This window comes from Nocardia sp. CA-107356 (assembly GCF_050946365.1).
GTDB lineage: Bacteria > Actinomycetota > Actinomycetes > Mycobacteriales > Mycobacteriaceae > Nocardia.
In genome coordinates this window covers 6,968,779-6,981,465 of the sequence record NZ_CP191992.1, presented here as the reverse complement: position 1 = coordinate 6,981,465, position 12,687 = coordinate 6,968,779, and the positions used below count along the sequence as shown (strand labels likewise).

The window sequence follows — 12,687 nt, the reverse complement described above, 5'->3', positions numbered from 1 at the left end:
ACTCACTGCGGTAGTACTGGAACTATCTCGGCACCGAATCGGCTGAGCAGCACACACGGATTCTCGGGATTGTCCAGTGCGGCTCTGTTGCTGAGTTCTATCTGCAGAACCCCCTGCTTGGCTGGAAAAGCCACATCGCAAAGGAGGTCCTTGGATCCGCCCTCCACCCGGAACTGTCTGCCCTGACGACCACCGATCGTGACGTCACGGAACTCGACATTCCCGGATTTGGTCTCGAAGTCCGAGACCGCGCGGGCAGTGGAGTACACGGTGATGTAGTACTTCGACCCCCTCCAGCCGCAGATTTCCCAACCGGACTGGTGCACTCCTGCGACGCCGCTATCTTTGGTGGCTGGATCGACTCCGGCGGCTTTCAAGACATCATCGGGGATCTGTGTACACGGATTGAACAGCTTGACCTGCGCCGCACTCGTCTCACTACTCGCGCTCGGATTACCGCTCTTCGAACTCCCACACGCGACCAACCCCGGCAGAACAGCCGCCGCGAGCAGCATCAACTTCCATCGGTGCGCCATCCCCGCCCTCTCAAGCTGCGACTATCTGGAGATCTTGACCCTATCAAACGATATGGAGGTCATTGCTGGTCGAGATGGGAAGCGCGCGCCGAGGATTCGGCGCAGAAGATCAGCGCTGATCGTGGGGGGCGAACATTGCGATGTCATCCAGTGCGTCTCCCGCTCGACCAGCGGTTTTCGGATCGCTCAGCAGTGCACGTAGAGCTGGGACCACGTTTTCCCTATCGATGCTTCGATGGAGTCGGGCGATGTGCCCGAGTGCGGTTGCCGCGACCGCGCGAACATCCGCATCGGCGCTATCGAGGAGTCCGAGCGCGCGATCGGTCACCCGATCACCGTCCGGATCGTGGAGCGCCAGACGCAGTATCGCCGCCGAAGCGGCACGCGAATCGCCCGAGTCGATCATTGTCTGCGCATCGTCGCGCTCGACCGGATCCAACCGTTGGTAAGTGCTCACAGGGGTTGCCCTTTCGGTTGACCACGCCAGCCTTCAACCAGAGCATTCCGCCTGTCCTTGCTGAGTTCGTCCCAAATCCGGTGGTGCCCTTGGTGGCTGCCCGGGTCCTTGTATGTCACGGCGCTGGTCCTTGCTGTGCTTCGGAGACTTCTCGTACTTCAGCTCTTCCGGAGGCGAATTCTCCTCCGACTGCGGCGATGCCGAGAGTGTCGAGTGCGAGCGTCGGCTTGGGTGAAGGCGTCGACCGCTTCGAATATCCGGGTTCCGTTGGTCGGCAGCGGGAGTAGTGAGTTGAGGGGTGATGTCGGCGTCGATAGCCAGCGCGGCGGTCTCGATCGTGCCCGCAGCGGCGAGTTCTCCTGCTGTCGGCAGCGGCTGGCGAACGTTTCTCAGGCGCCACGGACGGTATCGAATCGGCTGGCTTCGGTAGTTCTGCGGTGCGTTGGCGAAGCCGGCAAAACTGCGGACGAAGTCCTGGGCCGACTGTTGTAGGGGGCGGTCCATTTCTCCACGCCCAGTTGCCCGTCATGTCGTCGTCGGCTTCAACGCGCTGAATTGCTCGCGATGGGGCGCGGTCCGAAGATTCGGTGCAAAATCATGCACGCCGAAACACTCGACCGATCCGCCTGCGACGGCCGTCACGTCACACCGTTCCGTAGCGGGGTGTGAGCGGATCGACACCGCGGAAACGTTGGATTACCAGCGTGTATACAAATGCGTCCGATGTCCGTTTTGTCCGGTTTTCGCATTGACAGTGCCATACCCCTGGAGCAGGCTGCTGCGTGACTTTCCGTGCGCTCGCGGGTGGAGCTGTCACGGCTTGGCAATCGGAGGAGCAGGGTGGTGCGTTTACGTCAACGGTCGGAAAAATCCGGTGGCACACCGGATATAACTGCCGACCCCGGAAGTGAACGCCAGGTTGCCGGGAACAGAATAGTGCGACCGCGCACAATTCGGGGGCAATTGGCCCGAATCCTGATCGTCTCATTGGTTTTGGTGCTGGCGCTGCTCGGCGTGACGGTCGCCCGGGAGGTCAAGGCGTTCCGCGAGAGCGGTGACACCGTGCACGCGGTCTCGCTCGCGCTGGCCGTACAGGATCTGGTGCAGGAGGCGCAGCGCGAACGCGGGCTCAGCAATGGCCTGCTCGGCGGCGATATCCGCCTGGTGCAGACCGTAGCCGACCAGCGGGTCCATACAGATCAGGCGATGCGGGCACTCGAGGAGGCGGCGGCCGGGAATGCGCCGGGCGCGGCCCAAGTGCGTTCGGCAATTGGGCAATTCGACGCGCTCGATGCGACCCGTGCACAGATCGACGCTCGCCGGACCAGTAGGCAAGCCGCCTTTCAGTTCTATACCGACGGCATTTCCGCGCTGAATCGGCTGACGCTCGGGCTCGATCAGGCGCGCGACGCCGAGGTTCGGCACGGGCTGGAGGCACTGTATGCGCTCGGAGAGGCCAAGGAACAGACGGCCAAAGAGCGCGGATTCCTCAATGGCGTCTTCGCCGCCGATGAGTTCCGCAATGGCGAGTATGTCGAGTTCCTCGATATCCGCGCCGCCAAGATGGCCGGTCTGACCGCCTTCGCGCGCGATGCGACCGCATCACAGCAGGCCCAGCTCGATGCGGTGCTGCGCAGCGAAAATGCGGTCAAGGCAGCTGAATCCGAGCGGATCGCGATCGCGTCCAGCACCGGTCCGCTACTGCGTTCGGTGGATCCGAGCACCTGGTGGGTGCAGATGACCGCGGTCATCGATGAGCAGCGCAAGGTGCAGCAGGCGGTGGGTGCCGATATTCAGCGGCGCGCTGAGGCGCTGCGCAGGGATGCGTTCCTCACACTCGGTGGCTTCCTGCTCGCGGCGCTGATCGCCATCGCCGCCGAGGTGGCGCTGGTCGTCGCCAGTGTGCGCGCCATCGTGCGTCCGCTCGCCGAGTTGGCGGCGGAGGCGGACGATGTCGCCAATCACCGGTTGCCGGAGGTGATCGCGGCCTGGCAGGCAGCCGATGACACCCAACCCGACCCGCCAGCGCCGGTGCGCACACCGCGCGGCGCGAGTGTCGAAATCGCCGCCGTGGCAGGGGCATTGGACGGTGTGCAGACCACCGCCTTCGTCTTGGCATCGGAGCAGGCGCTGGTCCGCCGCAATACCACCGAATCGATGGCGAATCTGGCGCGGCGCAACCAGAATCTGGTTCGGCGTCAACTCGGCCTGATCAGTGAATTCGAACGTGAGGAACTCGATCCCAAGGCGCTGTCCAATCTGTTCGAACTCGATCACCTCGCGACCCGTATGCGGCGCAATGCCGAAAGTCTGCTGGTGCTGGTCGGTGCGGCGAGCCCGCGGCGCTGGGCCGAGCCGATCGCGCTCACCGATGTGATCCGCGCCGGGTTGTCGGAGGTCGACGACTATCGCCGGGTGGTACTGCGGCGGGTGGACGATATCGCGATCACCGGCGCGGTGGTCAGCGATCTCGCGCATATGCTCGCCGAGCTGATCGAGAACGGATTGGCCTTCTCCCCACCGGATCTGGAGGTGGAGATCTACGGGCGCAAACTGCCGACCGGATATCTGCTCGCGGTGGTGGACCACGGTGTCGGCATGGCGATGGAGCAGTTGGACGAGGCGAATGCGCGGCTGCGCGGCGAGACCGACTTCGTTGTCGCGCCCACGCGGTATCTGGGGCATTACGTGGTCGGCCGGTTGGCGCGGCGGCTCGGGATCGACGTCGAGTTGAATGTGTCGCCGGTGAGCGGGATCGTCGCGCGGCTGCTGTTGCCCGCGGGAATCATCGCGGGAGACAAGGATCGGCGCGGACCCGGGGCCGGGGAGCGGAGTGCGGCGGGTCCGGGGCCTGCTGACGCGGCGCCGGGTGCGCAAGGGCATACCGACGCGGCGGCCGGTACAGTCGGTGCTGCCGGGGGATCCCTTGCGGGCGAAGCTGTTTCAGCGAGACCGGTGCTCGGCACACCGAGGCTCGGCGCTCCGGGCAACGGCGCTCTTGTCAATGGTGCTTTCACCAAAGGTGCTCCGATGGACGGTGCTCCAGTTGGTGGTGCTCTGGACAACGGTGTTCCGGTTGACGGTGGTCGGGTTCCTGTCGGTGATGCTCCAGTCGAGAGGGGCCCGGTCGACGGCACTCGGGTTGGCGGTGCCCCAGTAGATAGCGTTCGGACCGATGGCGCTCTCGTCGACGGTGCTCCGCTCGACAGGGGCCCGTTCGATAGCGCTCGGGTTGGAGGTGCCCCAGTCGATAGCGGTCGGATCGATGGCTCACTGGTCGACGGTGCTCGAGTCGATGGCGCTCGGGTCAATGGCTCGCCGGTACCTGGCGGACCGATGCACGATGTGCGAATGACCGGCGGGTCCGATCCCGACGACGGCGGGCCTCGGCGACCGAGGCCCGGTGGACCGGCGCATTCACGACCGGGATTCGCGTCACCGACACCAGCACCTGCGCCGTTCGCCCATTTCCTTTCCGCGCCGGACGATTCCGATGACGGTGCCGTATCCAGGACCGGGGTCGATGGAGCCGTACCCAGTGGCGACAGCGCCGTGTCCTGGGGCACTGGATCGCTGACGGGTCCGGCAAGGGTTGATGGAACAGGGAGCGATGGTGCCAGCGGATCCCTGATGGGCTTGTCCGCGGTAATCGGATCCGGGTCGGATCACCCTACTGACGGCGTACCCGCGACCGGGGAGCCGCGGGCCGCCGTGCCGTCTCCAGCGAGCGGTTCACTGTGGCAGATACCCGAAACAGCCACAGCGGCAGCGGAATCCGATGCCACACCCGCCGCAGCGCAGCGAACCCGGAACGGATTGGTCAAGCGCAACAAGCGAGCACGGACAGCAGTCACCGGAAGCGACAGCGCACCGAGGATTCTCACCCCGGATCCGCCCAGCGCCCCGGTCGCGGAACGCTCACCGGCCGAAATCCGCAGCATGCTCTCGTCGTTCCGCGCCGGGCACGAGCGCGGTGGTCCCACCCAGCCGCGAGCGAAGACATCTGAAAACATGCCGCGCGCCACGGATTTGGCGCAAACCTCGGCTTCACCCACCACTGCAGAGGAGATCCGGTGACGACCCACATACAGACCGCGGACCCGCATACCTTCAACTGGATGCTGGCCAACTTCGTCCGCAATACCGACGGCGTCCGCGACACCGTCGCCGTCTCCTCCGACGGACTGCTCATCGCCATGTCGGAGGGGCTGGACCGCACCGGCGCGGATCGACTGGCCGCCATGGTCTCCGGCCTGTCCAGCCTGGCCCGAAGCGCTTCGCGCAGTTACGCATTCGACGGTCTGAAGCTGATCATGATCGAGATGAAGCGCGGCTTCCTCTTGGTCTCCGCACTCGGTGACGGCAGCTGCCTCGGCGTCATCGCCGACGGCGGGTGCGATGTCGGTCTGGTCGGCTACGAGATGGCGGTGCTGGCCGAACGCGCCGGTGCGCTGCTCGACCCGGCGCTCATCTCGGAATTACGAGAGTCGTTGCGCAGATGAGACATCCAGACCGGCCGCGGTTGCCGGACCCGCGGATGATCCCGGTGAACCAATCCTTCGGCTGGCTCGGAGCCAACCGGCCGCCGAAGGACAGTCCGGATGAGCAGGTCGCCGATGACCGATTCGTGCGCCCCTTCGTCGTCACGGCGGGACGCACCACACCGCTGATCGACGGGCTGCGCATCGAAACACTGGTGCAGGCACCGCCTGCCGCGCTGTCCGCGCCACTGCACTTCGAACAGCGCACCGTCGTTCGGCTGTGCCAGCAGCCGCATTCCATCGCCGAAATCGGGACGGCGCTACACGTTCCGGTCGGCGTCGCGAAGGTGATCGTCAGTGATCTCGCGACCGCCGGGCATGTTTCGGTCCGGGACGCTCCCGAACTTTCCACCGCAGCCATCGAGAGGATCAGGGACCTTGTACGGGCACTCTGAATATCGGACACCACCGGTCGAGCGGGCCATGCCCTCCTCGGTCAAGATCGTCATCAGCGGCGGATTCGGTGTCGGTAAAACAACATTCATCGGCGCGATCTCCGAAATCGAACCGCTGGTGACCGAGGCGGCGATGACCGAGGTCGCGATCGGCGTCGACGATCCGGGTCGACGCGCGGACAAGACCCAGACCACCGTCGCCCTCGATTTCGGCCGCATCACCCTCGACAGCTCGCTGATCCTCTACCTGTTCGGCACTCCCGGCCAGGACCGCTTCGTCTTTCTATGGGACGACCTGGTCGACGGCGCGCTCGGCGCGGTGATCGTGGTGGACACCGGCCGCGTCGAGGACTGCTACCCGGTGCTGGACTATTTCGAAGAGCACAACACGCCATTCGTGGTGGTGGTCAACCGTTTCGAACAGGGCGAACACTTCGAACTCGACGAGGTCCGCGAAGCGCTCGAGCTCGACGAGTGGATCCCGATCCTGGAATGCGATGCGCGAGCACGGGAATCGGTGAAAGAGGTGCTCGTAGCACTGCTCGAACAGGTGCTCGTGCACCGCCTGTCCACACCCCGACTGCACGCCCGCGAGGTCGGCTGAGCCCGTAGCCCGTAGCCCGTAGCCTGGCGCTCGTGGGTGAGCAGAAGGAGCGGATGCTGCGCGGGGAGTTGTATCGCGACAGCGATCCGGAGCTGGTGGCCGAACGCATCCGGGCACAGCGGTTGTGCGATGAGTTCAACCGCACCGGGCCCGAGGAGACCGAGCGGCGGGGCCGCAGCGGTAAAGAATCGTGTCGAGATCACCGATGAATTCACGATGCGCTCGGCGTCATTCCTGTGTACCGCTCGAACCAAGGGAGATCGCAATGAGCAACGGCAAGGATTTCGCATTGACCCACGTCGCCATCCTGGTCGCCGACCAGGACAAGGCGCTGGAGTTCTACCGGGATGTCATCGGCTTCGAGGTCCGCCAGGATATGCCGTTTCCGGGCGGTCGCTGGCTGACCGTCGGACCGGCGGCACAGCCCGGTATCGAATTCATCCTGGAGAACCCGGAGATGAACCCGAACGAGGCCGCGCGCGAGGCCGCCAAGGGTCGGCTGGCCAGCGGTGCCCAGGGCACCCTGATCTTCACCACCGAGGCCGTCGACGACACCTTCGCCCGGTTGCGCGACGCGGGCGTCGATGTGGATCAGGAGCCGATCACCCAGCCGTATGGCGTCCGGGACTGTGGGTTCCGCGATCCGTGGGGCAACCACCTGCGGTTCTCTGAATTGCTCGGCTGATTCGCCGAACTCGCCGATGCCGAGGCGAATCGGCATCGGCGGGGACCGACGCCCGGCTCGGCCACCACCCGGATGCGTGTGGTCCACCTGGACGAATGTCACCGGTGTCACCGCGAAGGTCTGGGAACTGCGCAGTAGGGTCGAATCATGAGCGCGCGCAGCGAGCGAATCGTGTCACAGCATGTATTGCGCATGTCGGAGCCGAGCGTGAGCGAGGCGCGGGCATGAGCGAGGCGCGGATCGAGACGGAAGTGGACGCGACCCGGCCACTGCGCGATGACATCCGATTTCTCGGTGGCGTCCTCGGCGACACCATTCGCGATCACGAGGGCCCCGAGGTCTTCGACCTGATCGAGCGGGTCCGGATCGAAGCATTCCGGGTACGGCGCGAAGAGGTCGAGCGCAGCGCGGTGGCGGAGATGCTGGACGGCGTCGATATCGCGGTGGCGCTGCCGTTGATCCGGGCGTTCAGCTATTTCGTGCTGCTGGCGAATCTGGCCGAGGATATTCAGCGCGATCGACGGCGTGCGGCGCACGAGGCGGCGGGGGAGCCGCCGCAGGATTCGTCGCTGGCGGCGACCTTTCGCAAGCTCGACGCGGCGGCACTGGACGGGGCAGCGGTGGCGGATCTACTGGCCGACGCCTTGGTGTCACCGGTGATCACCGCGCATCCGACCGAAACCCGACGTCGGACCGTCTTCGATGTGCAGACGCGGATCACCGAATTGATGCGATTGCGTCAGCGCTTCACCGAAACCGAACGTGAGCGCGCCGATTTCGACCTGCGGATCCGTCGTCAGGTGCTCTCGCTGTGGCGCACCGCGCTGATCCGGTTGCAGCGCTTGCGGATTCAGGATGAGATCGCGGTCGGCCTGCGCTATTACGAGATCACCCTGTTCGATGTGATTCCCGCGATCAATGCGGAGCTGCGGGCGGAACTGCGCTCGCGCTGGCCCGGTGTCGAGCTGCTGCCGCGGCCGATGCTGCGACCCGGATCGTGGATCGGCGGCGACCGGGACGGAAATCCCTACGTCACCGCCGATGTGGTGCGTACCGCGGCACAGCAGGCCGCGGCCGTCGCGTTCGGCCGGTATCTGCACGAGCTGGTGGAGCTGGAGAAGTCGCTGTCGCAGTCGGCGCGACTGGTACGGGTCACGCCCGAGGTGGCGGCACTCGCCGAGATCGGATACCCGGATTCGGCCACGCATGCCGATGAGCCGTATCGGCGTGCGCTGCACGGTATCTGGTCGCGTCTATCGGCCACCGCCGAACGCGCGCTCGGCACGGTGCCCGGCCGACCGGGCGAGCAGGGTGCGCGGTCACAGGCACCGGACGGAGCCGTGCCGGATGCGGCGCGGCCGGTAGGTGTTGCCGCGCAACCGTATCCGTCACCGCAGGCGGTACTCGACGATCTGGACGCGATCGATGCCTCGATGCGGGCCAGCGGTGACGAACTGATCGCCGACGACCGGCTGGCCGCGCTGCGATATGCCATCGAAACCTTCGGATTTCATCTCCAGGGTCTGGATATGCGGCAGAACTCGGAGGTGCACGAACAGGTCGTCGCCGAGCTATTCGCTTGGGCGGGTGTGCATTCGGACTATCCGAGCCTGTCCGAACCGGAACGGGTCGAACTGCTCGCCGCCGAACTTCGTACCCGTCGCCCGTTGCTCGGCCCGCACGCGCGACTGAGCGAACTCGCCGCCAAGGAACTCGATATCGTCCGTGCCGCACGGGATGTCGTGGACATCTTCGGTACCGAGGCGGTGCCGAACTACATCATCAGCATGTGCACCTCGGTGAGCGACATGCTGGAAGCGGCACTGCTGCTGAAGGAGGGCGGGCTGCTCGATCCGGGCGAGCCCGACGGGCCGTCGAGCTGCCCGGTGAATATCGTGCCCCTCTTCGAGACCATCGAGGATCTGGGCGCCGGGGCGGATACACTGGCCGCCGCGCTGGATGTTCCGGTGTACCGCGAGTTGGTGTCCGCCAAGGGGATGCGGCAGGAGGTCATGCTCGGCTACTCCGACTCCAATAAGGACGGCGGGTATCTGGCCGCCAACTGGGCGCTGTATCGGGCGGAGTTGGATCTGGTCGAGGTGGCGCGTAAGACCGGAATTCGGTTGCGGCTCTTCCACGGTCGCGGCGGGACCGTAGGCCGTGGTGGCGGGCGCAGCTATGACGCCATTCTCGCCCAGCCCGCCGGAGCGGTGCAGGGGTCGCTGCGGTTGACCGAACAGGGCGAGGTTATCGCCGCCAAGTACGCGGAATCCCGTGCGGCGCACCGCAATCTGGAGTCATTGATCGCAGGCACCTTGGAATCGACGCTGCTCGATGTCGAGGGGCTCGGTCCCGACGCCGAACCGTCCTATGAACTCATGGACGATCTGGCGGCGCGTGCGCGGGCGGCGTATGCGCGTCTGGTGCACGAAACACCGGGATTCGTACAGTATTTCCGGCAGTCCACCCCGGTCGCCGAGGTCGGCGATCTCAATATCGGCAGCAGGCCCGCCTCCCGCAAACCGACGAATTCGGTCTACGATCTGCGGGCCATCCCCTGGGTGATGTCGTGGAGTCAGGCCCGGGTCATGCTGCCGGGCTGGTACGGGACCGGCGCGGCACTACAGGAGTGGGTCGGCGGTGATCCGGAGCGTCTGGCCACGCTGTCCGACCTCTACCAGCGGTGGCCGTTCTTCCGCACCGTGCTCTCGAACCTGGCCCAGGTCATGGCCAAAAGCGATCTGGCTATCGCCGCCCGATACGCCGAACTCGTCGACGATGTGGCCCTGCGCGAGCAGATCTTCGGGATGATCCGCGACGAGCACGCCCGCACCATCCGCATGCACGCCGCGATCACCGGCAACGACCACCTGCTGGCCGATAACCCGTCCCTGGCGGAGTCGATCCACAACCGTTTCCCGTACCTGGAGCCGTTGAACCAGATGCAGGTGGAATTGCTGCGACGGCTGCGCGTGGGCGACGATTCCGAACTCGTCAAACGCGGCATCCTGCTGACGATGAACGGACTCGCCACCGCGCTGCGCAACTCCGGCTAGCGCCTATTCCGAGATGATCGCGAGCGCGTCGATTTCGACCAGCATTTCGGCGCGGGGCAGGCCGGTGAAAACGGTGGTGCGGCTGGGCAGTACCTCGCCGGTGGTATTGGCGGTGACGAATTCGCCGTAGGCGTCGTTCATGATGGCGAAGTCTTCGCGCTTGGTCAGGTAGACGCGCAGCATCACCACATCATCGAAGGTCGCGCCGCTCGCCTCGACGATGGCCTTGACGTTCTGCAGGGTCCGAATCGTCTGGGCGGCGACGTCATCCGGGAACAGGTATGCGTTGGTCGCCGGATCGACCGGCCCCTGACCCGACACCTGGACGAACGGGCCCTTGCGCACGCCCTGGGAGAAGGTGTGGGCGGGTGCGGGGGCATCGGTGGTGCGGACCGCGATCTTCACACTCATGATCGGCCTTTCGTTGTGGTCGGATGTGCGGTGCGGCCGGGAGTCCAGCCGAGTTCGGAGGAGATGGCATCGGCTGCCGCACGGACCCGCGGCAGTTCGGCAAGCACTTGGTCGTGGTCGAGCAGCATGTCCGGTACCGACATGGAGACCGCGGCGACCACCGTCCCCGTGCCGTTGCGCACCGGGACGCCGATGCAGTTGACGAAGCTTTCGTGCTCCTCGTGATCTTCGGCATAGCCCTGTGCGGCAACGAGTTCCAGTTCCGCTAGATAGCCCTCGGGGGTGCCGATGGTGCGGTCGGTGAACTTGCGGTAGTCGATGCGCTCCGCGACCACCCGCCACTCCGCGCGCGGCTGCGCGGCGACGAGCACCTTGCCGACCGCCGTGCAGTGCAGTGGGGCGGGCCGACCGATCCGTGAGTACATTCGCACGCTTTGGATCGCATCGAATTTGTCGATGTAGATCGCCTCGCCGGATTCGTAGGTGGCGAGGTGGATCGTCTGGCCGGTAGCGGAATTCAGCGCGCTGAGATGTGGGCGCGCGAGTGTGCGGACGTCACGTTGTTCCAGTGCGCGGTTGGCGAGTTCGAAAAGCCGTGAACCCAGCACGTATTGGTGCTGGCTGTCGTGGGTGACGAAGCGCTGTGACTCCATGGTCTGCAGCAGCCGCAGCACCGTCGACTTGTGCACGCCGAGTTCGGCCGCGAGCTGATCCAATGACCGGGCGTCCTCCCCGAGCGATAGCAGGATGGTCAACGCACGCAACAAACTCTGACTCATGACCGTGCCTCGCCGGCGCTCGGCCCGGTTCTCGTCATGGACGCTGTGTCTTCGCTACGCTCGCTCATGACGTCACATTCTCGGCTAGCACGTCTCTGCGGTAATGCACACGCCCCCAGGCGGACTCGTCGAGCTCGGCCAAGGCTTCCAGCGTCCTCGGCGAAGGCAGTTCCGCGACATCACCGGTGCCGGTCAGCGCGGCGGCGGCGCACAGATGGCCGAAACGCAGCCGCTGTGTCAGCGGACGTCCGTGCAGCAGGGCGGCGAGATAGCCGCCCGCGAAGGCATCGCCGGCACCGATCCGCTCGGTGATCTCCAATGCGAGTGCGGGCACTTCGACCCGCTGTGTGCCGGAGAATCCGGTGACCGAATGCTCATCGTTCTTGACCACCAGATGGTGCGGCTCCGGGAACAGCGCGCGCAATCGGTCGGCGTCGTCGACGCCGAAGACCGCACCGGCTTCATCGGCGCCGAGAAAGACCACATCGCTGCCGCGCACATGGCGGGCGAGTACCTCCGCGGCCTGCGCCAGGCGTCCGGCCCACAGTGCCGGACGGTAATTCAGGTCGAAACCGACCAGCCTGCCCCGGCGCGGCAGTGCGATAAGGGCTTCGGTGAGTCCGGTCGCGGATTCCGAGAGTGCGGTGGTGATTCCGGTGAAATGCACGGCATCGCAGCGTTCGAGCAGTCCGGCCGCCGCGGTCGCCGCGAGATCGGCGGTGGACAGTGCGCTGGCGGCCGAACCGGTGCGGTAGTACAGCATGCGACTGGCCCGCTCGGCCAGATCCGTCGCCTTGCCCGAGCCGCTGCCGCGCTCCTTGACATAGACCGCGGTGGGGCGCGCTGGATCGGTGACGACCGCGGACACATCCACTCCGCGTGCCGCGAGATGTCCGGTCAGGTACCGGCCGAATCCGTCGTCGCCGACCCGTGAGATCCATGCGGCGTCCACCTCGAGCTGGGTGAGCACGGTGGCCACATTCGCCTCGGCGCCGCCCGCGGTTCGCTCGAAGTTCTCCGAGTCCTCCAGCGGACCGGGGCGCGCCACCAGAACGGCGAGCCCCTCACCGATGGTCACCGCCCGTCGGCGGGGTGGCGTTGTAGGCCACGTCACATCGATCTCCCTTCTGCTCTTGCGGCCACCGGCCATCCAGTGCAGAATAACCACGCAAAACGCGATGCGCAACAAGCGTTGCAAAATATGCAATGCACGGAGGATATGG

The 12,687-nt window shown here is 65.6% G+C and carries 12 protein-coding genes; 7 read left to right on the top strand and 5 right to left on the bottom strand.

Annotation, left to right across the window (positions count from 1 at the left end):
- Nucleotides 1-2: 2 nt before the first annotated feature.
- Nucleotides 3-536 carry a DUF3558 domain-containing protein gene (locus tag ACQP1G_RS31290; protein ID WP_433193207.1) on the bottom strand — a complete coding sequence of 178 codons (534 nt, stop codon included), beginning with the start codon at nt 534-536 and terminating at the stop codon, nt 3-5.
- Nucleotides 537-645: 109 nt separating this feature from the next.
- A complete protein-coding gene (locus tag ACQP1G_RS31285; RefSeq protein ID WP_433193206.1) occupies nt 646-993 on the bottom strand; it encodes a hypothetical protein in 348 nt (115 codons plus the stop codon).
- Between the two features lie 936 nt (nt 994-1,929).
- Between ACQP1G_RS31285 and ACQP1G_RS31280 the strand changes: the two genes are divergently transcribed.
- The 7 genes from ACQP1G_RS31280 (at nt 1,930) to ppc (ending at nt 10,274) form a co-directional block, all read left to right on the top strand.
- A complete protein-coding gene (locus tag ACQP1G_RS31280; RefSeq protein WP_433193205.1) occupies nt 1,930-5,070 on the top strand; it encodes a nitrate- and nitrite sensing domain-containing protein in 3,141 nt (1,046 codons plus the stop codon).
- A complete protein-coding gene (locus ACQP1G_RS31275) occupies nt 5,067-5,495 on the top strand; it encodes a roadblock/LC7 domain-containing protein (protein ID WP_433193204.1) in 429 nt (142 codons plus the stop codon). The genes ACQP1G_RS31280 and ACQP1G_RS31275 overlap by 4 nt, the downstream gene beginning before the upstream one ends.
- 35 nt (nt 5,496-5,530) lie before the next feature.
- The gene (locus ACQP1G_RS31270) at nt 5,531-5,929 is read left to right on the top strand and encodes a DUF742 domain-containing protein (protein WP_433193203.1); all 399 of its coding nucleotides are present in this window, start codon (nt 5,531-5,533) and stop codon (nt 5,927-5,929) included.
- Between the two features lie 28 nt (nt 5,930-5,957).
- Nucleotides 5,958-6,533 (top strand): GTP-binding protein, encoded by a 576-nt coding sequence (locus ACQP1G_RS31265; protein ID WP_433208973.1) that lies wholly within the window; start codon nt 5,958-5,960, stop codon nt 6,531-6,533.
- Between the two features lie 32 nt (nt 6,534-6,565).
- Nucleotides 6,566-6,742 (top strand): maltose acetyltransferase domain-containing protein, encoded by a 177-nt coding sequence (locus tag ACQP1G_RS31260; protein ID WP_433193202.1) that lies wholly within the window; start codon nt 6,566-6,568, stop codon nt 6,740-6,742.
- 56 nt (nt 6,743-6,798) lie between these two features.
- Nucleotides 6,799-7,218 (top strand): VOC family protein, encoded by a 420-nt coding sequence (locus ACQP1G_RS31255; RefSeq protein WP_433193201.1) that lies wholly within the window; start codon nt 6,799-6,801, stop codon nt 7,216-7,218.
- A gap of 224 nt (nt 7,219-7,442) precedes the next feature.
- Nucleotides 7,443-10,274: a phosphoenolpyruvate carboxylase gene (gene ppc, locus ACQP1G_RS31250; RefSeq protein WP_433193200.1), complete on the top strand. Its 2,832-nt coding sequence runs from the start codon at nt 7,443-7,445 to the stop codon at nt 10,272-10,274.
- 3 nt (nt 10,275-10,277) lie between these two features.
- Here the strand turns inward: ppc and ACQP1G_RS31245 are convergent, their stop codons facing one another.
- The 3 genes from ACQP1G_RS31245 to ACQP1G_RS31235 all read right to left on the bottom strand — a co-directional run bounded on the left by ACQP1G_RS31245 (nt 10,278) and on the right by ACQP1G_RS31235 (nt 12,578).
- Nucleotides 10,278-10,685: a RidA family protein gene (locus ACQP1G_RS31245; protein ID WP_433193198.1), complete on the bottom strand. Its 408-nt coding sequence runs from the start codon at nt 10,683-10,685 to the stop codon at nt 10,278-10,280.
- Nucleotides 10,682-11,464 (bottom strand): IclR family transcriptional regulator, encoded by a 783-nt coding sequence (locus ACQP1G_RS31240; RefSeq protein WP_433193197.1) that lies wholly within the window; start codon nt 11,462-11,464, stop codon nt 10,682-10,684. The genes ACQP1G_RS31245 and ACQP1G_RS31240 overlap by 4 nt, the downstream gene beginning before the upstream one ends.
- Nucleotides 11,465-11,528: 64 nt before the next feature.
- Nucleotides 11,529-12,578: a sugar kinase gene (locus tag ACQP1G_RS31235; RefSeq protein ID WP_433193196.1), complete on the bottom strand. Its 1,050-nt coding sequence runs from the start codon at nt 12,576-12,578 to the stop codon at nt 11,529-11,531.
- Nucleotides 12,579-12,687 lie beyond the last annotated feature (109 nt).